Below are 19,125 nucleotides of genomic sequence, written 5' to 3'. Positions count from 1 at the left end.
AAAACTGTCTAAAAAAAGAAAGCGGATACAAAAATCTTTTCACATGTTAAAAGAAACAACTCAGGCTATTATTTTCTAAAAAAGAAAACCTCACGTCTAGACGTAAGGTTTCAGTAATGTCTTTTTAACCGTTAAAAGAAACGTGGACATGGTCATAGTGATTTTCTGTCACGCTACCACGGTCTGGCATTGGGTTCCAAGTATTCGCTGGTCCATAAATGCTATTGAATGGAGCATAAAATTGTTGCTTCCAAATTACATAAGAAATGTCTCGACTTGCCATGTTGTTGATAGCATGTTGCGCAACTTGATCACCAAGCGTAGAGCTTTCAGGTACCATAAAGTCAATGGCTAATCCTTTACCATGATCCCCTGGATCACCTGGACGGTACCCACTAAATGATGTGATTCCATAAGCTGAGGCAACTTCTTCTTTGAAGGCAGCTGTCTTTGGTTGAAGACCTGCATTCATTGGATTGTAAGCATGATTTGGTGCATATGAAAGGCCATTTGAAGTCGCAATCGTTGTTGGGTCAGCTACAGGTTCAGCTGGAGCAGCTACTTCTGCTGCTGGTGTTTCTTCAACAGGAACAACTGGTGTTACAGGCTCAACAACTGTTTCAGGAGTAGCTGGGACTTTCTCTTCAACTGTCACTTTTGGATTTGTTACAACTGTAGGCTCTTCAGTTACAGGCTCAGCAACAACTTCTGCCGGTTGAGCTTCTGGCACTGCCGGAGCAACTGGCGCTTCAGCGATGACTTCAGTTGGAACTGGCGCTGGCGCTTCAGCTGCTGGTGCCACTACCGTAGGTGCTGCTGGTGCTGACGGAACTGTTGGAACTACTGGAGTTGCTGCCACTGCACCTGTCATTGCTGAAGGAGCTGTTACAGAAGCTGTTGCACCAGTAGTTTGATCTTGAACGGTTACTTGGTCAGTCGCCAAGTTCGCGTTGGCATCCCCAAGATATGCTTGGCTTGATGGAGCTTGAACAGTTAAGGTAGTCGCTTGTTTTTGGTAATTGTAAGTTGCTGTTAGAATAGTATCCGGGAAGATTAAATCAATATTAGCAATATTATTAATTCTTCCTAGAACGTTAACATCAATGTTCATTGCTTCAGCAATAGTGCTTAATGTATCTCCATATTTTACGGTATATGTCAGCACATTGTCTGTCAAAATAAGTTCTGACTTAATCTCTGCAACAGAACGTGGTGTCCACTCTTGCGCTTCAGTCGTTGCAAAAGGCACCAAGGACAAAGCTACGGTTGTCACAAATAAGCTTTTTTTATTAATAATCATCTAGGTAGACTTCCCTTTTCTTTTTTTCTATCTTACATCATAGCATATTTTTAAGAAAAAAAGTAGCTTGTCATTTTTTTGAAAGAAAGTGATGTCATTTTGTAACATTTCTTTTTTATCCTGCTACTACGGCAATATTAGTGAGCCAAATAAACTTCCCAAATATGGTCAAATTCTCCTAAATTAAAGGAAAAGCCAGCTTGATCTTCTAGGTAGCGACTAATAGTTTCAAAATCGTTTGTATGCTTGGGAAAAGTGGTGTCGTCAAACACCAAATCTGCTAAAATCGCTAACGGTTCATTTGATTTAGGGTTACGTTGTGTCATCAACCAACTGTAAAATGATTTTCTCATGACCAGTTCTCCTCTAAAAACTGATGACGAATAGCACTGCTTTGTGCATATCGCTGAGGATTCTTCTTATAGAAACCTTGATGGTAATCTTCAGCTAAGTAAAATGGCTCAGCTGGTTCAATAGTGGTAACAATTGGTTGGTCAAAACGTCCTGAAGCTTGCAAGTTGGCTTTGGATTGCTCTGCAATTTCTTTTTGTTTTTCTGTTGTATAGTAAATGACAGGACGGTAGTTGTCCCCTCGATCTTCAAATTGCCCAAAGGCATCTGTTGGGTCCGTCTGGGCCCAATACAATTCAACTAATTCCTCATAGCTGATCTCTTCAGGGTCAAAAATAATTTCAACTGCTTCTGTGTGGCCTGTTGTTTTGGTACAAACTTGTTCATAGCTAGGATTTGGGAGATGACCACCCGTATAACCACTTCTGACTGACAAAATTCCTGCTTGTTCCTCAAAAGGTTGCACCATACACCAGAAACAACCTCCTGCAAAAATAGCTCTTTCCATTCTCTATGTCCCCTTTTCTTCCGTTAATGGATTTCATTGTAACAAAAAACTTTGCCAGTGGCAAAGCATTTTTATCCTATTAATTCAGTTCCTGTAGCATCTTGTTTAATGCGTTTAGCTTTCATCAATCCACCCAAGGCTTTTTTAAACTGGCCTTTTGAAATACCAAAGGTTGCTTTAATATCCTCCGGACTTGATTTATCATTTAAGGTCATGAAGCCTCCATTCGATTCAAGATAGGTGAGAATCATCTGAGCGTCATTCTCCAACATCTCAAAAGAACGTGGTTTCAACGATAAATTCAAGGTACGATCGACCTCCCTAAACCCAATCACACGGGCATCTAAAACCTGACCTAGGCGCGGTTCTGCGTAGCGTTCACTTGGGTGAATAAATCCTAACATATTGTTTTCAGGCAGGTAAACAAAAGTTCCTGTTAATTTTAGGCGGTAAACAATTGCTGGCCAATGTTGATTTTGCATATTATTGTATGCAGGACTGGCCATTTTTTGAAAGACCTCAGGCTCTGCTGGAATTCCCCAAATACGATCTTTTTTATCCACTTCTAAGCGAATGTAGAGTTTGTCCCCTTTTTTAGGCCATAGTTCTTTCATTTCAGGCAACACGTCCAAAGAGACCACAATTTCCTTATTTGGGATTCCTGTGTCGACAAAGACACCTAAATCTCGGCGGACTTCTGTCACCTCTCCCCAACCATAGCTTGTTCTAGTTGAACTGATTTCCTTGGTTGTGAGGCGTGCCTTTTGCTTCATGTCTTTGTAGACAAACCCTGTGACCATATCACCAATCTGGCGTTCACCTTCTCCTTTAGACAAGGCAAAGGTTAATCCTTCCTTTTGGATAAAATAGTCATTAGCGTTTTCTTCTCTAATAAGCCCAGTAATTACTGTTGCTAGTAAATCATTCATATCTTTTATCTTTCTTTAAAAAATAGGGACAAGTCAAAAACAAACGCTTCTGGAATTGTCGCCTACCTTTCTTTATCTGTATGAGGCTACTACACGTCGTGTTGGGTAGCTTTAAGCATTAAACTGAAAGTAACTCTTTTTCTTTCTCAGCCGTCATGCGGTCGATTTCTTTGATAGCATCATCGGTTGCTTTTTGGATATCTTTTTCCAATGTTTTAAGCTCATCTTCAGTGATTTCTTTTGCTTTTTCTTGCTTTTTAGCATCATCCATAGCATCGCGACGAATGTTACGGATTGAAATTTTTGCATTTTCACCAACTTTTTTCACTTCTTTGGCCAACTCTTTACGTGTTTCTTCTGTTAAAGCTGGAATAACCAAGCGAATCACTGAACCATCATTAGCTGGTGTGATGCCTAGGTCTGATGCATTAAGCGCACGTTCAATATCCTTGATAGATGATTTATCAAAAGGGGAAATCAATAAGACACGTGCTTCTGGCACTGTGATTGAGGCTAATTGATTCAACGGAGTGGGCGCCCCATAATAGTCAACTTGGATACGATCCAAAAGACTAGCATTGGCACGACCAGCACGAATGCTAGCGTACTCGCGTGATAGGGAATGGTGAGACTGTGCAAAACGTTCTTTTGCAGTTTCAATGATTGCATTTGCCATGTTTTTTTACTCTCTTTCTTTTTTACTGTTACTCACAGGCTTTATTTGATACTGTTGTCCCAATATGCTCTCCAAAAACAACACGTTTAATGTTGCCAGCTTCGTTCATGTTGAAAACAACTAAATCAATGTCATTATCCATTGATAAGGTCGATGCTGTAGCATCCATGATTTTGAGTCCGCGCTTAATCACTTCACCGTGTGTCAATTCGTCAAACTTAACAGCGTTAGCATCTTTTCTCGGATCAGCATTGTAAACCCCATCAACACCATTTTTAGCCATTAAAATAGCATCCGCTTCGATTTCTGCAGCACGAAGAGCAGCTGTTGTATCCGTTGAAAAATAAGGTGAGCCAATACCAGCTCCAAATACAACGATACGCCCTTTTTCTAAATGACGTAGGGCACGGCCACGAATGTAGGGCTCAGCTACATTTTGCATTGGAATAGCTGTCTGAACACGAGTATCAACCCCATAATGTTGAAGACTATCAGCCATTACCAAAGCATTCATCACGGTTCCAAGCATTCCAGTATAGTCTGCTTGAACACGGTCCATTCCAGCTTCTGCCGCAGGTTCTCCACGCCAAAGATTACCACCACCAATGACAAGAGCAATCTCCACACCCGAAGCATGAACTTCAGCAATTTCTTTTGCTATTGATTGAACAGTTGGGATGTCAATGCCAACTCCCTTGTCACCAGCTAAGGCTTCGCCAGATAGTTTAATTAAAATGCGTTGATATTTAGGTTCCACTATTATTATCTCCTTAATTTGTCCTTACTATTCTACCATAAACACTCCATTTTTGATAGGGCAAGGCCAGTTCAGAAAAAGAATTTTTATTACGATGGCTTGTCTCTAACAGATAACAACGAGTGAAGAATAGGAACAGTCCTTAGTCATCATCATAGCCCTCGTCAGTGTTTTACCAAAAGGAGGCGCTTACAACTTTTAATTTGACTATCATTCCTAAAATGTTATACTTAAAATATCAGAATCTTTGTCTAACTTTTAACCTATTAGGAGGTATCATTATGAAACTTAATCGTCTTTTTATCCTTGGTTGTTTAAGCGCTTCTACATTAGCTATCGGAAACTACTTATCAACTAACGTCAAAGCAGATAGCTGGCACTCACCAATATCTCAGCCTAAAGAAGTAACATCTGGAAAAGATACTCAAAACGAAGACCCAAACCTTTGGGCTGTGCCTGGAAAAGATGCCCAAAACGAAGACCCTAGCCTTTGGGCTGTGCCTGGAAAAGATGCCCAAAATGAAGACCCTAGCCTTTGGGCTGTGCCTGGAAAAGATGCCCAAAATGAAGACCCTAGCCTTTGGGCTGTGCCTGGAAAAGATGCCCAAAACGAAGACCCTAGCCTTTGGGCTATACCAGGTAAAGATGCCCAAAATGAAGACCCTAGCCTTTGGGCTATACCAGGTAAAGATGCCCAAAACGAAGACCCTAGCCTTTGGGCTGTGCCTGGAAAAGATGCCCAAAATGAAGACCCTAGCCTTTGGGCTGTACCAGGTAAAGATGCCCAAAACGAAGACCCTAGCCTTTGGGCTATACCAGGTAAAGATGCCCAAAACGAAGACCCTAGCCTTTGGGCTGTGCCTGGAAAAGATGCCCAAAACGAAGACCCTAGCCTTCCTTAGAAGTCTACTTCCGAACACGATTTACTGACCTTAAGAGCTTAAGGTCAGTTTTTTAATATTATTACGTCACTGTCCTCAACTACAGAAACTCTGATAGGATGCTAGATTAGTTATCCTCTCACTCTCTTATCCGTCACCTGAATATAATTGACTAAGGTTCTACTTATCTGTTTGCTTCCCTCTTACTAAGACACAACGAAATAGGCTCTATTTACAGCATACCGTAGCTGTACTCATCAAAAAAACTAGGACAAGTCCTAGTTTTCATCATCTCTTAAAGCGAGTTAGGATCAACCTTGATACCAACACCTTGTGTTGATGTGATTGAGACGTTTGTCATATAAGTTCCCTTAGCTGTTGCTGGTTTAGCTTTAGCCATAACATCGTGGAACGCTTTGAAGTTTTCAACCAATTTGTCTGCATCAAATGATACTTTACCAATAAGAGCTTGTACGTTACCTGCTTTATCAGCACGGTAAGTGATTTTACCACCTTTAGACTCTTCAACTGCTTTAGCAACATCCATTGTTACTGTACCAGTTTTAGGGTTTGGCATCAAGTTACGAGGTCCAAGGACACGTCCAAGGCGACCTACGATAGCCATCATATCTGGCGTTGCGATAACAACGTCAAAGTCAAGCCATCCACCATTGATTTTTGCAACAAGGTCGTCTTCACCAACGAAGTCTGCACCAGCTGCTTTTGCTTCTTCAGCTTTTGCACCACGTGCAAAAACAAGAACGCGTTGTGTTTTACCAGTTCCGTTTGGCAATACCATTGCGCCACGGATTTGTTGGTCTGCTTTACGAACGTCGATGTTCAAGTTGTAAGCAACTTCTACAGACGCATCAAATTTTGCGAAGTTAGTTTCTTTTACTAATGCTACAGCTTCTTCTACACTGTACGCTTTGGTGCTATCTACTTTTTCAAGTGCAGCACGCATTTGTTTGCTTTTTTTAGCCATTTTAAAATTCTCCTTGTAATGTGGTCATATCGATTTGATTTAAAATCTCCCACGTCACTCATCTCTTATGATGAAGTCGTGCGGGTAATTGGGGTTCTTTACTGATTAGTCAGTAACAGTGAATCCCATAGAACGAGCAGTACCTTCGATCATACGCATTGCAGCTTCAATGTTTGCAGCGTTTAAATCTGGCATCTTAGTTTCAGCAATTTCTTGTACTTGTGCACGAGTAACTGTCGCAACTTTAGTTTTGTTAGGTGTACCTGATCCTTTTTCAACACCTGCAGCTTTTTTCAGAAGAACAGCAGCTGGTGGTGTTTTAGTGATGAAATCAAATGATTTGTCTTCGTAAACTGAGATAACAACTGGGATGATCATACCTGCTTGATCAGCTGTACGAGCATTAAATTCTTTAGTGAAGCCCATGATGTTGATACCTGCTTGACCCAGAGCTGGTCCAACTGGTGGAGCTGGTGTAGCTTTACCAGCAGGGATTTGAAGTTTTACAAGTTTTTCGACTTTTTTAGCCATTTTAAAAATCCTCCTGTTGTGGTTTTGGCGGTAATTAAGATTTTTACCTCCCACAGATATGCAAATCGCATACCTTACCATTATAGCTTATTGTCAAAATAAATCAAGTCTTTTCTTCAAAATACCTGACGTCTCTTTTCATTTTTAAATTGGAGCAGGCTCTTCTCCTATCAGAGATGATTTTCTATCCCAACAGGCAAGTATTAGTTTACAAGAGATCTATTTGAGTATAAAATAGACCTATGATGATCTATAAATTAACTGCCTTAGCTTTCCTGATATTGACGCCTCTTTTTGCTATAATTGTGACCTCTCTTTTGAAACTTAATAAAAAGGGACTTAAATTTCCAGATGTCGCACTTTTTCTCTTTGCAATAGAAATTGTACTTGTCTCAGGAAAATTTTTTACCCATAATTTACTGCCTTATTATCTTATTATCATGTCCCTGCTAGCCATCATCATTTCACTACTGCTGATCGTTCGAACTCAGTTGTTCTCTTACCATCGCTTCTTGAAGTTATTTTGGCGAGTTGGCTTTTTAGTCACCTTTATTTTCTACCTTGTTTTAGTTATCTTTATTTTTACACTAGCCTAGGCATCTCATCAGTTGACCTGACATCACAAAAAAGAACCTGACATCTCATGATGAGACGTCAGGTTCTTTTAGTTTGTTTGCAATACTTTACGAGGTTTAGTTCCTTCTGCTGGGCCGATAACACCTGCTTCTTCCAATTCATCCATCAAGCGCGTGGCACGATTGAATCCGACCGATAAACGCCTTTGAATCATTGAGGCACTGGCCTTTTGTGTCTCTAACACTAAAACTTTTGCTTCTTCAAAAAGAGGATCGCCTTCAGCAGCTCCGCCATTTCCAGAAAAACCAGGATCATTGTCGCTAACTTCACCAGGATCAAAACTATCGTCATAATCAGCTTCAGCTTGGTCTTTGATAAAGTTTACAATTCGTTCCACATCATCATCTGAGATGAAAGAGCCTTGCAGACGAACAGGGTGATTTTCATCAATCGGCTTAAAGAGCATGTCTCCACGTCCTAAGAGCTTTTCAGCGCCATTTTCATCCAGAATCGTTCGACTATCTGTTCCTGAAGATACGGCAAATGCAATACGGGATGGCACATTGGCCTTAATCAGTCCAGAAATAACATCCACAGATGGTCTTTGGGTTGCAAGAATCATATGAATACCTGCCGCACGCGCCTTTTGTCCCAGACGGATAATAGCGTCTTCTACTTCTTTACTAGCCACCATCATCAAATCAGCTAACTCATCCACAATAACCACAATCAATGGTAAAGGTATTTGTTTTTGCTCAGATTGCCTATTGTAATCCTCAACTTTTGCATTGTAACCAGCAATATTTCGAACCCCAACCTTACTAAAGAGTTCATAGCGGTTTTCCATTTCGTCAACGACTTTTTGCAACGCCTTGCTGGCTTTACGAGGATTGGTCACTACTGGAATCAGCAAATGGGGAATATCATTATAAACAGACAACTCAACCATCTTAGGGTCGACCATCAAAAATTTCACTTGGTCTGGTCTAGCCTTCATCAGAATACTTGAAATAATGCCATTAACAGCAACCGATTTACCCGAACCCGTAGAACCAGCTACAAGTAGATGAGGCATGCGTGTCAAATCAAAACTTCTAGCACTGCCATTAACAGCCTTTCCTAGAGGAACTTCTAAAAGTTTATCGTCTGATGTGTTGGACTGTTCCCAGAGCTCACGGAAAGAAACGGTGGCAATTTCGGAATTTGGCACCTCAATCCCAACGAGAGACTTCCCAGGAATAGGGGCTTCAATACGAACATCTTTAGCAGCCAGAGCAAGCGCCAAATCATCAGCAAGATTTGAAATACGATTAACTCGGACCCCGACAGCTAGTTTGATTTCATATTTGGTGACGGAAGGCCCGATTTCTGCTCGCTCTACCTTGACATCAATCCCAAAACTTTGGAAGGTATCTTCAAGCACCTTGATGTTTTTACGGACTAAGTTTTTCTCTTTGGACTGATTTTTTGGCTTATCCGCTGCAAATAAATCAATCGTTGGGAGTTTATAAAAAAGATTGGTTTTCGGTGTGAAATCAACTTCAACAGGTTCATCAATATCCATCTCATCTTCAAAAGATCCTAAAGCAGTTAACTGGTTGTCCTCAGCCTCAATTTCCTCTTCAGCGTAAGCAAAGTCTTCTTGATCAAACAAGCTTGTCTCATCGTCTTTAAGGTGACTATCATAAGAAAGAATTTCTGGCTCTGTTATCATATCATCAGCCAAGTTATAGATGGCTTGAGACTGACTATTCTCAACAATCTCTCCCGTCTCAGGATCAACCGTCAATTCTGCCAGACGTTTTTCTTCCTCTTGTGCTCGCTTCTCTAGAGCCTCTTGCTCAGCTAGTAACCGACGCTCTTCTCGCTTGATAAAACACTTTTCTTTATTTTCCTGATAAGCCATTGCTAGTTTGTTAACAGCCTCTTTCACAAAATGACTCACATCATAGATGTCCCAAGGTGTCATTAAAAATAGACCTAGCAGAATAAACAGGAAGCCAATAAAGTAAGAACCAATGTTTGAAAAAAGAAAAGCCACTGGTTTGTAGAGAAGAGCACCAAACATCCCCCCACCTACGAATTCCGTCACACGAAAAGCCATTAAATCTCTAGTGATAAGACTAGCTGTCCCTCTAAAAACATCCTGGTTAAGCATTTTGGGCATGGCAAACAGGTAGGCATGCCATTCAATTAACAACCCGATAAAAACAATGATAAATCCAGCAATAACACCATCTTTCTGGCGTAACCACTTAAAGAAAAAGAGGTAAACCAAAATTGCTAGCATAAACGGATAAGCTAGGCTACCTACCATAAAACGAATGACATTATAAGCGGTAATCCCAAAAACGCCTAGTCGAATCATCGCAAAAACAAGCAAGAGAGCAATTAAAATAGATGAAACCATCCTTTTAATAGCACGTTGCCTTTCAATTTCTGCCTTCGTTAAGCGCTTTTTAGGTGCGCTTTTTTCCTTTGTGTTCTTTTAGCCATAATATCATTATATCATAATACCTTTAAATCAGTATATCTACACACCGCTCCCCGACTATTCCCCGACTTCTGGACGAGGTCTTTTTTTATTTGTCTAATTCCCACATCACCTCTTTCACCCTCTCCTCTGTCACAACCTCCCAATCTCTTATCTCCTCATTCGGCAACACATAATCAAAAATCTGTCCGTTTTTGCGCACGATCATAACTGTGCCTCCTGTGATATATCCGTCATCAATTGCCTGCTTAAATTCATCGTATGTTAGCATTTTTTATCCTCCTTATCTTATTATTCGTAAAAATCTGGTATATTGGACACATTTATATGTACCGAACAAAAAAACGCCCTCAATTAAGAGGGTATTCCTTGGTTTCTTGATACTAACTAATTTTCTTTGTTTGTGAATAGATAGACATCAATATGACTCTTTTTGTCTATATCTATCAAATTATTATATCTATAATCTGGGTATTTAAATAAGTCAGCACCTTCCTCGTTCTCGCCTGAGCCGTGAAATTCCCAGTTTCCAGATAGAACTTTGGAACCATACTGATAAAGTTTTATTTCATCGTTCTGCATAAATGATTTTCTCAATCTAACATCAACCTCCTGGAAGGTAACGGGAGATTTTTCAAAAGTTATTTTATATTTCGAGGTCTCATCTTTCTTATGCCCATCAATAAAAACGTTCATGTAAATCGTTTTTCCAGCTCCTTTTCTCTCATTAACTTTAACGAGACCACCATTGATTGAATGTATTTGATCTTTTGAAAATACTTCAGCCGATAATGCAAGACCAAAAATATCGACATTATCTCCAACATTAAATTTACCTTCTACAGATGGGTATAGGTTACTTGATATTATAAAATTATAATCATCAAATTCCCATACTTTAGTTTTATGCTGAGCATCTATAATAACTTGCGTCCCTCTTTTTCCAGTAACGGGTTTATTCTCTTTTTTTATAGTATCTCTATTATAAATTTCTCTTAAGGTAGTAGGGGATAATGTTTTATCTACATCCCACCTTGGAGAGTATATATCCTTAATATTAATAGTCCCCTCCGCAGAAACCATCCTAACAGAAAATACCACCAATGACAATACTACTATAAAAAAAGTAGTTGACATATTAACCAAACGACAATTCTGACGTAAAAAAAATTCTCATTTATCTTATTATTCTCCTTAATAAATCAATATAGCCATGAAACTATGTTTTTTGAACTTGAACCTCAAAGTGCTTAAATCAGAAGTACTTGAGCAGACTTCTTAAAAGATAATAAACTGATTCTATAACGCACAGAAATCAGTCTGAGCGGTTTTATCATATTCCTCGGTTGACTGACTTTTGACCGATAGTGATGCCTCGAAGTCTACTAAAACCGCCTAATTCATCAAAATCTGTTTAAATAGACTAAAAATTAAATTAAAATAGCATTCGACCGTTAATTTTTAGAAAATTCTTCGTTTAAGTAAACATCAAAGTGACTAACTTTACTCATATCAATTGTTTCGTTATCTGTATAGTTAGGATGGGTGAATAAATCGGTAAACTTTGTTGTATTATCTTTGTAATGAATTCCCCAATACCCTTTTTTACAAATTGAGTTATGTTCATATAACTTTATTCTATTATCGCTCATCAAACTTTTCCTAAGTCTAACATCAATTTCTTGAAAAGTTACAAACTTATTCTGAAATGTGATTTTATATTTTGATTGCTCTTTTAGCGGTATCTGTTCCCCAAAAATATTCATATATATTGTTGAATCAAGTTTTTCTCTGTCACTTGTTTTTATCAAACCTCCATCAACATAATTATATTGTTCCTTACATATCACACTGTAGGATTTTATTAGAGCATAAATATCAACTTCTTCTTCTTCCTTAAAACGTCTTTCTTGCGCTGGAGAAACATTGCTAGATATAACTTTATTATAATTATCATCATCCCAGACTCTAGTTTTTTCATTCGTATTAAATATTAGCTGGGTGCCAATTTTCTTTGTTATCTTCATATTGGTTTTATTAATTACATCTTTCATATAGATATTTTTTAATTCGCTATTAACCAACACAGCATCTGAAAAGACACTCTCAGTAGTGCATAGGGTAAGCGATACACACACAAGGAATAGCAAAGCCAAGGTATTTTTTTTCATTTTTTCTCCTAATATTTTTTAAATTTAATCAATTTACTTAGCAAGTATACTATATTTAAATAATAATTCAACTATAATTTTAAAAAAACACAAAAAAACCGCCCTCAATCAAGAGAGCGGTTGGTTTTTTATTGTTAAAAGTTAAAAGTGACAGTTTTGCTTGCTCTGTCAAAAGACTGTCCGTCAACTGGGCCATAGATAATTAAAAATGTTCCTCTGTCAGACATTTGAAGCTGCTCTGTTACTTTGTAGTTATTACCATCTATCACAAAACTTGATATATCCCCGTAATTTTCTTTGAAAAAGCCAAGGCTATAATTACGCTCGTAAATGATTATGGATGCACTGTTGTTTTGTACCTGAATAGATAGCTCGTTAACAGTAATTGGTTTAATTAGTTTTGACCAGACAACTTCGTGATTATAAATAATCTGCTTGATGTGTTGACTATTGTATATAACAGCCGCCACACCTCTAAAATCAACAACGTTATCTTTTTCCTGCTCTGGTACAAAGTAACTCATTTTTTTTATGACGTATTTTTTATTCGCATTAAACGTCCAAACAGCGCCATCCATATCCTTATAAAAAATACTGACAACATTGCCATTTTGGTAGTCGCTAATATCAGTATTTTTGACATAAGGCTCAAAAGTTATCATTTCCGACGCTGAAATTCTACTGTCATCCGTCGAGCCGTCGCTATTAATGTGCCAGACTGTCCATCTGCTCTGTAACCGACCCTCTGCCTTTTCGCCGTTTTTGGAAAGTTTTAGGCCTAATGAGGTGTCCGAAGATGATGAGCTTTTCCCTGTCAATAAGCCATAATCATCCCAAGCCTGAGATTTTCGCGATTTAAAATACCAGATATTATCACCGTCGGTATAATAAAAATCTAGTAAGTCATTGCTGTCATAAGCAGTATCGCTATATTGCTTTATGTAAAGCTCTCCTTCTTGCATTTTTGCAAGGGTTGTATTTGAGCCAAAAGATAGGGTTTTTGTAACCTCTTTGACGCTAACCGACGTATAAGACGACGTATATAAAGATTTTTGCACCATTTAATCACTCCTTGACCAAATAGAGCACATTACTGTCAGTCGCTTGACTAGCATCTGTAATGATTTTGGCTACCGCAATACCTGTAAAATCGCCCTTGGTAATAAAGTCAGCAGTTTTATCGTCGACATAATCTTTTGTTACAAGGTCTTTTGCGAGTTGTGAGTTGCCAATATATTTCATAGCGACCTCCTACCCAGTAATTGTCACAGTATACTGATTTAGCGTAGGCACTTCTGCACCTGTTGCGATTAAGATGTTGTTTTCGTCTGTAACTTTAATATCCGCATACACAATTGCATAAGGAGAATTAGTTTCACGGATAGTAACGTTGACGTCACGAGTGTTGAGGCTATGTGTGATTGTAAATTCTTTGGCTTGTGCATCGCCAAACGTTTTACTAATTTTTTTGGCTACATTTGAGATTGCTGCAAGACCTCCCGCATTTTGTTTAATAAAGGTCTCTAACTCTTTAAAAGTGTTATACTCTTCAGATGCGCTATCGACAAGCGCTGCAATTTGTTGAGTTACAAATTCTTTGGCTTGCCTAAGAGCGTCTTGCGATTCTTGTGTCGCTGAGGCTTTATTAGTCGCAATTTCAGCCAATTTGTCTGTAAGCCCTGTAATTTTGTCTTGGTTAACAGTAATGCCACCTGTATCGCCATTTAAAGCCGCAGCAATAGCTTGCCCTGTCATTGATGCTTGATTGATTGCCTCTTCAAGTCCATCTACTTTTGATTTGTCAATTTTAGAGCCACCAGCATTAATGAGATTAACAATATTATCAGCTGTTTGTTGATCTAAAACAATCCAAGACGACCCGTTATAGATTTTAAGCTTATTAGCGACACTGTCGTAATAAAATTGACCAGATTTTGGCTCTTGCGGTTCTGACCCTAAATTTTGCACGACTGCATTTTGCAACTCGTTTTTATTAAGGTTAATATTTGTTAAAAATGTACTCATGTGATCTCCTTTAATTTAAAATGGCTTTGCCAGCAAATGGCGCTGAGAACCTAACGATGATTTTTGATGTGCTAATGTATTCGACACTTCCAAAAACCTCATTAGCTGCACTATCAACAATCGTCACAGACGGATACTTAATCAAATTATGTGTAATAGTCCATTCTGTTTGCGGGGACACTTGCTCAAATAAATACTGATTTTGATTCATTTTTGACTTTAAATACTCAATATCTGATGATAATTTTTGGATAGTTGTGTCTGTGATTAAATCAGTGCTAACGACATATTTTTGCCCAGACCGTCTAACTTCAAGCGTTACGCTGTCGTCAGACGGAAATACATAACCAGCGCAATGTACCTCAATGTAGTACGTCCCAATCTCCAAAATTTTATCAATCGTAAAATCAACTTTGTTATCAATGACGTCAGTTGTTTTGGTTAGATAGGTTTTGCGATTACGTGTAAAGTAAATCGTCGCTTGTTTGCCATTTAAATCAATAATGTTGTTGTTTTCGTCCAACAAATTAAAACTAAAAAGTGACGATGTATCACCTTGTTTGATAACATCGCCACCGTCAACCTGTTTTAGGTTGGTTGAGTTATATCCCATATAACCCCCTTTTAATAAAATATAATAAAAAACAACCCCAAGCGATTGCTGAAGGCGTTTGTCTTATCTTAGAGCTTTACCTGCTAAATTGGTTTTTTAGTTGCAGTGTAAGTAACACCATTAATGGTTATCTCTAGGCTATCAATAACCACATCAATCTTGTCAGACTGCTCGGCACTGATGTCGGCCTGTTGGTCATACTTGTTAATTGGTCCATTTTCCTGCTCGATTGCTTTTAATCTGCTAGACATGCCTACAATATAATTATTATAACCACTAGCTGCATAGTCATATTTAGCGCCACCAACGATAAACATGCCCTTTACAGCCTCACTAAAAGTCTTAGCTCCTGAAACCTTGTAAGAGCCACCAGCTCTTAACAGATAGAACCAATCTGTCAAAAAGTCATCAACACTTGAATAGTGCATATAATGACCACCCTCGGAGACTGGTCTTGCTGTACCTTTGGTAACTGTGATGCCGCTTGGACGCTCTCCTTTACCTGTCCACGTCATGCCGCCCCAGTTGTTGTCTGAGCGACCTACGGCAGATCGACCCCATAGACCCTCAAAATGTAGGACTGTAATAGCATAGCTTGGCAAGATGTCATGCTCTTTGCACTTAGCTAGGATTTTATCCAAGACGGTCTTTTTAAGCACAGCACCATTAAACAATAGATCTCCATCTTGCTTTACTGCTGGGCTTTGCTCCGCTACTTGTGGCTGTTTGAGCATCTCGTTGACTTTTGCTTGCACAGCGTCATAATTACTACCAAGAGATAGCTTGCGCTGCTCGCCACTACCATGTTTGCCAGCGAGCACCTCCTGAGCCAACTCGTCAATACTTTTATTTGTAATTGGTTGAGATTGCTCTCCATTGTAGCGATAAGCATAAGAGTACATCCAACCGCTAGCAGCAGCCGTCTGATTGTAGTTATCAATCGTGATGTTATTGCGTGCGTAATTGCAATGGATAATGTTATCTGCGTCAATAAACATGACGACATGACCACCAGCACCATCAGACTGACCACGCAAGCCCCAAATAGCAATGTCAGCCCGTTGACTCTCCCAGCCCTCATTTTCGGCGATCAGCTCGTAGCCATTTTGGACTAGCCAGTCGTGCATGTACTCAGTATTGAGTAGCCAACCAGGATTACTAGCTCCTGCATAGATTAAAGCACTACAAATAGCACTTGAACAGTCATAGCTATCAGGGCCATTGCGATAATCCATAGAATAGCTGACACGACCCTCTTTTAAGCCCATCCAAGCTATGGCTTTTTCGGTATCTACTGTCATATCATTGACCTTTCCAACTGTCATTCATGCGTTTCACGGCCGCTTCAATAAAGACTTCCATTTGCTTGTCTGACAAATAGACATTGTGTTTTGACAATTCATCACGAACAGCAACTTTTGCTTCTGTGAGCTTTTCAATGCCTTTGACGTCTTTATCATAAGCAATTTGTTCAACGGCTTCAACCGCATTCTGAGCCACAATTTCAGCAATTTTAACGGCTTTCTCACCGCCTTTTTTAAGCAAATAGTCTTTAATAACTTTAACCGCAATACCTGCTAAAATAGTTAAAATTGATAAGGCTGAGCCAGTAATAACTTGTAGTAATTCTTCCATTATTTTTTCTCCTCTTTAACTTTCCATAGCGTTTTTAACTGCTCTTCGTGGGCAATCAGCCTGTCTTCTGCTGTGCCAATCCTAATTTCGTGCTGTTCCTGTACTTTTTGCAATCGGTCACGATGGTTTTTGGATTCTGTCCATTTAAAATTGTTGTCTTTTAAGTCGTCAGATATTTTGACGATAGCACTTTCCAAGGCTTCCATAGCCTTTTTATTATTGTCTAAAACGTGTTTGACAGGTGCAGACACCCATTTTAAAAATACTATTATAGCAGTAAGTGCTACGCACCACTGCGCAAACAGCGTAACATCTATCGTCATATAAGACCCTCGCTATTCTGCTCCAATATTGCCCGATTCAACAAGCTGTTTTACTTTTTCACGATATTTTTTAGGGACATCTTCCAAAGTAATCCAGCCTAATTCGATTTGCATTGCGAAATAATTAATCATCATGATACGTCTCCTTTTAATCCACTTTTTCAACAGTTTCATCATCTGTTGTTTCCTCTTTTTCTTGCGTTGCGATAAGTAAATTTAAAATGCCAGTCGCAAATTTAAGCATGTTTTCCACTTTTTCGACATCTGTGTCTAGCTTCGCAAACTGTTCGTTTAATGCTTTTTGTGGTTGTAATTGTTGGTAAATCATCTTCTCGCAAAGTGCCATAACCTCGCTTTGAGGTTTTTTTAAATATTCTTTTGGCAATGATAACGGGATGTGCCAACCTGCATGATCATCAATCCCGTCAAGCATCACCTTAGCACCAGATACAGAGCCGTCAGGCATCTGCTCTGGGTAATTTGATGTGATAACTAACATAAATCTCCCTCTAGGCCGTTCTCAGCCATATATAAGTTGTTATGTAAGGTTGCAAGTTATTATGTGGTTGATCTCCACCCTCAGAGCCAGTTTTTGAGTGCAACTGGAACCAAGCGCCGCTCGCAGTAACGTTGGCTGGGCCGTCTCCGTAACCATTTCCGACCATTTTATTCCCATTAAAACCATGGGAATGGCTAGGCATTTCTTGGTTAGTCAAACGGTGCGACTTCTCACCGCCTGTTTTCCCAACATAGCTAAATTCTGCTTCACTTTCGGAAACTCCGACAATGGTCCTACCTTGAGCATATCTTTGCCATGTGCCACCGATAAATGTTGATGGATTTGCGGATGATGTGCTCATGTAAACAGAGCCAACTGGATAAACCATGTTTAAAATCTCTGTCTTGTCAAATGACGGTTTAACCTCTGTATTATTGACATACAACTTGCCGCTAATGTAAGCATCTCCTTTAGCATCAATAGCACCCTTCTCCCAAACTTTTTGGAATCCGATACCGTTTTTGGCAATTGACATCACAACCGCTTCTGTCCCGACATCAAAGAGAAATTCTGTGCGACTAAATTTATCTGACAAGACACCTTTAACGGTATATGATGTTGTTGGCGAGAATGTGCCATAGAGATTAGCGGCAGAGTTTGTTAGATTTGATATATTAGCCCAAGTTCCGCTAACAGAACCATTGTTTGACACGAAATTTGTTGAGCCAAGCGGCGCAACGCTGAAATTAAGTGTCATAGTATTTTTTTGCGTACCAAAAACACTTAATGGAGCAATAGACGCTCGTCTTGTAACCGTTAGCGTGTCAGAACCATAACCAGACCTTGCGACGTCAAATGACAGGGCTGGCGGCGAATATTTAAGCACCGTGACTGTTTTATCAACTATTTGAGATTCACGTCCTCGACTATCAATAACTTTTGCTCTGATAGTGATTTGTCCATCATAGAGCATGCTGCCTAGCGTACCGCCATTTTGATCAGTAGACTGACCTTTCCCGACAACCTCAGCATAATATCCTTTGATCGTCGAGCCGTAAGCACCGCTTGCAGAACCAAAATTTACCTTAATATTAGAATAAATCTGAACATAATAGTCAGGGCTTGACACAACGTTATTTGCGACTGTGTTAGCATCCGACAGGGATATACTGCTAAGCGTTGGCTTAATACTATCTGGTACTGTTGCAGTAAAGGTAACTGGTTGTGTACCTGTTAGGGTAGAGCCATTATAAGTATCTACGTAAATTGTTCCATTTCCGCTAACGCTGTCAGGAATATCATTAGCAAAATCTAAGGGGATTAGCCATCTATAACTTGTATCAACATTTGTCGCGATAGTTCCTGATTTGCCAAACCAATCGTATCTAAGCGTATGCTTATAAGACGTTGATTGCCTGTCGATTGTTATTGTTGCGCTGCTACCGATAACAGCGTTAGAAACTGCAACGCCACTAGAGCGAGACAAATTGGTTAATTTAAACGAGGCCCAATTGATGAGCAAAGAATCTGGGCTATAACCACCGCTGCCGTTAAATCTAACCAAAATACCTGCTGAGCGACTACCGTCAACATCATGTTTAACAGTAACAGTCTTATCGTTAAGTAAGATGCTACTGTTGTTAGATAACATCGATGGGCTGCCGTTCCACTGCCACGATTCTTCGTGGACAGTAACGCTCATGCTTAACGTGTACTGAGTAAACGTTGTAAGCGTGTTGTGTAGGTAGATCTGCAACCTGACACGGCTGCTGTTAGAGGTAATATCTGATTGTGTGATAGGTTCCTCTGTTGCGACTACTCGCAAGTAGTAACCTTTACTATCTTTATTACTATAAAATTCTGCCACTCAA

At 39.4% G+C, this 19,125-nt stretch carries 24 protein-coding genes; 2 read left to right on the top strand and 22 right to left on the bottom strand.

Annotated elements, in window-relative coordinates:
• Nucleotides 1-124 precede the first annotated feature (124 nt).
• From DYD17_RS03070 to pyrH, 6 genes are all read right to left on the bottom strand, one after another.
• The gene (locus tag DYD17_RS03070; RefSeq protein ID WP_115246582.1) at nt 125-1,300 is read right to left on the bottom strand and encodes a LysM peptidoglycan-binding domain-containing protein; all 1,176 of its coding nucleotides are present in this window, start codon (nt 1,298-1,300) and stop codon (nt 125-127) included.
• 137 nt (nt 1,301-1,437) lie between these two features.
• Nucleotides 1,438-1,653 (bottom strand): YozE family protein, encoded by a 216-nt coding sequence (locus DYD17_RS03065; protein ID WP_003049882.1) that lies wholly within the window; start codon nt 1,651-1,653, stop codon nt 1,438-1,440.
• A complete protein-coding gene (msrA, locus tag DYD17_RS03060; protein ID WP_115252695.1) occupies nt 1,650-2,159 on the bottom strand; it encodes a peptide-methionine (S)-S-oxide reductase MsrA in 510 nt (169 codons plus the stop codon). The genes DYD17_RS03065 and msrA overlap by 4 nt, the downstream gene beginning before the upstream one ends.
• A 71-nt stretch (nt 2,160-2,230) precedes the next feature.
• Nucleotides 2,231-3,088: an RNA-binding virulence regulatory protein CvfB gene (cvfB, locus tag DYD17_RS03055; RefSeq protein WP_115252694.1), complete on the bottom strand. Its 858-nt coding sequence runs from the start codon at nt 3,086-3,088 to the stop codon at nt 2,231-2,233.
• 118 nt (nt 3,089-3,206) lie between these two features.
• The gene (frr, locus tag DYD17_RS03050; protein WP_111715585.1) at nt 3,207-3,764 is read right to left on the bottom strand and encodes a ribosome recycling factor; all 558 of its coding nucleotides are present in this window, start codon (nt 3,762-3,764) and stop codon (nt 3,207-3,209) included.
• 28 nt (nt 3,765-3,792) lie between these two features.
• On the bottom strand, nt 3,793-4,521 hold the full coding sequence (pyrH, locus tag DYD17_RS03045; protein ID WP_003049878.1) for a UMP kinase: 729 nt from the start codon (nt 4,519-4,521) through the stop codon (nt 3,793-3,795).
• A gap of 281 nt (nt 4,522-4,802) precedes the next feature.
• Between pyrH and DYD17_RS03040 the strand changes: the two genes are divergently transcribed.
• On the top strand, nt 4,803-5,423 hold the full coding sequence (locus tag DYD17_RS03040) for a collagen-like domain-containing protein (RefSeq protein ID WP_201621273.1): 621 nt from the start codon (nt 4,803-4,805) through the stop codon (nt 5,421-5,423).
• Nucleotides 5,424-5,697: 274 nt separating this feature from the next.
• Here DYD17_RS03040 and rplA read toward each other — a convergent pair whose 3' ends face one another.
• Both rplA and rplK read right to left on the bottom strand, forming a co-directional pair.
• Nucleotides 5,698-6,387, bottom strand: coding sequence for a 50S ribosomal protein L1 (rplA, locus tag DYD17_RS03035; protein WP_003049876.1), 690 nt, complete (start codon nt 6,385-6,387; stop codon nt 5,698-5,700).
• Between the two features lie 105 nt (nt 6,388-6,492).
• Entirely contained in the window at nt 6,493-6,918 is a 426-nt protein-coding gene (rplK, locus tag DYD17_RS03030; RefSeq protein WP_003049875.1) for a 50S ribosomal protein L11, read from the bottom strand.
• 242 nt (nt 6,919-7,160) lie between these two features.
• Here rplK and DYD17_RS03025 point away from each other — a divergent pair, with 242 nt between their 5' ends.
• Nucleotides 7,161-7,514: a DUF3397 family protein gene (locus tag DYD17_RS03025; protein WP_037584912.1), complete on the top strand. Its 354-nt coding sequence runs from the start codon at nt 7,161-7,163 to the stop codon at nt 7,512-7,514.
• A 68-nt stretch (nt 7,515-7,582) separates the two neighbouring features.
• Here DYD17_RS03025 and DYD17_RS03020 read toward each other — a convergent pair whose 3' ends face one another.
• The 14 genes from DYD17_RS03020 to DYD17_RS02965 all read right to left on the bottom strand — a co-directional run bounded on the left by DYD17_RS03020 (nt 7,583) and on the right by DYD17_RS02965 (nt 19,121).
• On the bottom strand, nt 7,583-9,931 hold the full coding sequence (locus DYD17_RS03020) for a DNA translocase FtsK (RefSeq protein WP_115276337.1): 2,349 nt from the start codon (nt 9,929-9,931) through the stop codon (nt 7,583-7,585).
• A gap of 145 nt (nt 9,932-10,076) precedes the next feature.
• The gene (locus DYD17_RS03015; RefSeq protein ID WP_115252461.1) at nt 10,077-10,259 is read right to left on the bottom strand and encodes a competence regulator inhibitor paratox; all 183 of its coding nucleotides are present in this window, start codon (nt 10,257-10,259) and stop codon (nt 10,077-10,079) included.
• 116 nt (nt 10,260-10,375) lie between these two features.
• A complete protein-coding gene (gene spel, locus DYD17_RS03010) occupies nt 10,376-11,125 on the bottom strand; it encodes a streptococcal pyrogenic exotoxin SpeL (RefSeq protein ID WP_115276481.1) in 750 nt (249 codons plus the stop codon).
• A 317-nt stretch (nt 11,126-11,442) separates the two neighbouring features.
• Complete coding sequence (gene spem / locus DYD17_RS03005; RefSeq protein ID WP_115252463.1) at nt 11,443-12,159, bottom strand: streptococcal pyrogenic exotoxin SpeM; 717 nt, start codon at nt 12,157-12,159, stop codon at nt 11,443-11,445.
• Nucleotides 12,160-12,293: 134 nt separating this feature from the next.
• Complete coding sequence (locus DYD17_RS03000; protein WP_115252464.1) at nt 12,294-13,220, bottom strand: hypothetical protein; 927 nt, start codon at nt 13,218-13,220, stop codon at nt 12,294-12,296.
• A 4-nt stretch (nt 13,221-13,224) separates the two neighbouring features.
• Nucleotides 13,225-13,401 (bottom strand): hypothetical protein, encoded by a 177-nt coding sequence (locus DYD17_RS10890; RefSeq protein ID WP_160147946.1) that lies wholly within the window; start codon nt 13,399-13,401, stop codon nt 13,225-13,227.
• Between the two features lie 9 nt (nt 13,402-13,410).
• Nucleotides 13,411-14,184 (bottom strand): hypothetical protein, encoded by a 774-nt coding sequence (locus tag DYD17_RS02995; protein WP_115252465.1) that lies wholly within the window; start codon nt 14,182-14,184, stop codon nt 13,411-13,413.
• 10 nt (nt 14,185-14,194) lie between these two features.
• Nucleotides 14,195-14,797, bottom strand: coding sequence for a hypothetical protein (locus DYD17_RS02990; protein ID WP_115252473.1), 603 nt, complete (start codon nt 14,795-14,797; stop codon nt 14,195-14,197).
• Nucleotides 14,798-14,880: 83 nt separating this feature from the next.
• Nucleotides 14,881-16,098 carry a peptidoglycan amidohydrolase family protein gene (locus DYD17_RS02985; RefSeq protein ID WP_115253245.1) on the bottom strand — a complete coding sequence of 406 codons (1,218 nt, stop codon included), beginning with the start codon at nt 16,096-16,098 and terminating at the stop codon, nt 14,881-14,883.
• Nucleotide 16,099: 1 nt separating this feature from the next.
• Nucleotides 16,100-16,432, bottom strand: a complete 333-nt coding sequence (locus tag DYD17_RS02980; protein ID WP_115252466.1) for a phage holin — start codon at nt 16,430-16,432, stop codon at nt 16,100-16,102.
• Entirely contained in the window at nt 16,432-16,755 is a 324-nt protein-coding gene (locus DYD17_RS02975) for a hypothetical protein (protein WP_115252467.1), read from the bottom strand. Before DYD17_RS02975 ends, DYD17_RS02980 begins: the two co-directional genes overlap by 1 nt.
• 12 nt (nt 16,756-16,767) lie before the next feature.
• Nucleotides 16,768-16,890 (bottom strand): hypothetical protein, encoded by a 123-nt coding sequence (locus DYD17_RS11095; protein ID WP_255312504.1) that lies wholly within the window; start codon nt 16,888-16,890, stop codon nt 16,768-16,770.
• Between the two features lie 13 nt (nt 16,891-16,903).
• A complete protein-coding gene (locus DYD17_RS02970) occupies nt 16,904-17,254 on the bottom strand; it encodes a DUF1366 domain-containing protein (RefSeq protein WP_115252474.1) in 351 nt (116 codons plus the stop codon).
• A gap of 10 nt (nt 17,255-17,264) precedes the next feature.
• Nucleotides 17,265-19,121: a DUF859 family phage minor structural protein gene (locus DYD17_RS02965; protein ID WP_115252475.1), complete on the bottom strand. Its 1,857-nt coding sequence runs from the start codon at nt 19,119-19,121 to the stop codon at nt 17,265-17,267.
• Nucleotides 19,122-19,125: the final 4 nt, after the last annotated feature.

Source organism: Streptococcus dysgalactiae subsp. dysgalactiae, assembly GCF_900459225.1.
Taxonomy (GTDB): Bacteria; Bacillota; Bacilli; order Lactobacillales; family Streptococcaceae; genus Streptococcus; species Streptococcus dysgalactiae.
The sequence above is the reverse complement of the archived record's forward strand: the minus strand, read 5'-3'. Positions and strand labels throughout refer to the sequence as shown.

Bases quoted from the DNA above. Each gene is read 5' to 3' on its own strand.
- DYD17_RS03040 (WP_201621273.1), top strand. From the start codon at position 4,803: ATGAAACTTAATCGTCTTTTTATCCTTGGTTGTTTAAGCGCTTCTACA.
- DYD17_RS03065 (WP_003049882.1), bottom strand. From the start codon at position 1,653: ATGAGAAAATCATTTTACAGTTGGTTGATGACACAACGTAACCCTAAA.
- msrA (WP_115252695.1), bottom strand. From the start codon at position 2,159: ATGGAAAGAGCTATTTTTGCAGGAGGTTGTTTCTGGTGTATGGTGCAA.
- DYD17_RS10890 (WP_160147946.1), bottom strand. From the start codon at position 13,401: ATGAAATATATTGGCAACTCACAACTCGCAAAAGACCTTGTAACAAAA.
- frr (WP_111715585.1), bottom strand. From the start codon at position 3,764: ATGGCAAATGCAATCATTGAAACTGCAAAAGAACGTTTTGCACAGTCT.
- cvfB (WP_115252694.1), bottom strand. From the start codon at position 3,088: ATGAATGATTTACTAGCAACAGTAATTACTGGGCTTATTAGAGAAGAA.
- DYD17_RS02980 (WP_115252466.1), bottom strand. From the start codon at position 16,432: ATGGAAGAATTACTACAAGTTATTACTGGCTCAGCCTTATCAATTTTA.
- DYD17_RS02995 (WP_115252465.1), bottom strand. From the start codon at position 14,184: ATGAGTACATTTTTAACAAATATTAACCTTAATAAAAACGAGTTGCAA.
- DYD17_RS03070 (WP_115246582.1), bottom strand. From the start codon at position 1,300: ATGATTATTAATAAAAAAAGCTTATTTGTGACAACCGTAGCTTTGTCC.
- DYD17_RS02970 (WP_115252474.1), bottom strand. From the start codon at position 17,254: ATGTTAGTTATCACATCAAATTACCCAGAGCAGATGCCTGACGGCTCT.
- DYD17_RS03015 (WP_115252461.1), bottom strand. From the start codon at position 10,259: ATGCTAACATACGATGAATTTAAGCAGGCAATTGATGACGGATATATC.
- spel (WP_115276481.1), bottom strand. From the start codon at position 11,125: ATGTCAACTACTTTTTTTATAGTAGTATTGTCATTGGTGGTATTTTCT.
- rplK (WP_003049875.1), bottom strand. From the start codon at position 6,918: ATGGCTAAAAAAGTCGAAAAACTTGTAAAACTTCAAATCCCTGCTGGT.
- DYD17_RS03000 (WP_115252464.1), bottom strand. From the start codon at position 13,220: ATGGTGCAAAAATCTTTATATACGTCGTCTTATACGTCGGTTAGCGTC.
- DYD17_RS11095 (WP_255312504.1), bottom strand. From the start codon at position 16,890: ATGATGATTAATTATTTCGCAATGCAAATCGAATTAGGCTGGATTACT.
- DYD17_RS02985 (WP_115253245.1), bottom strand. From the start codon at position 16,098: ATGACAGTAGATACCGAAAAAGCCATAGCTTGGATGGGCTTAAAAGAG.
- DYD17_RS03025 (WP_037584912.1), top strand. From the start codon at position 7,161: ATGATGATCTATAAATTAACTGCCTTAGCTTTCCTGATATTGACGCCT.
- DYD17_RS02990 (WP_115252473.1), bottom strand. From the start codon at position 14,797: ATGGGATATAACTCAACCAACCTAAAACAGGTTGACGGTGGCGATGTT.
- rplA (WP_003049876.1), bottom strand. From the start codon at position 6,387: ATGGCTAAAAAAAGCAAACAAATGCGTGCTGCACTTGAAAAAGTAGAT.
- DYD17_RS02975 (WP_115252467.1), bottom strand. From the start codon at position 16,755: ATGACGATAGATGTTACGCTGTTTGCGCAGTGGTGCGTAGCACTTACT.
- spem (WP_115252463.1), bottom strand. From the start codon at position 12,159: ATGAAAAAAAATACCTTGGCTTTGCTATTCCTTGTGTGTGTATCGCTT.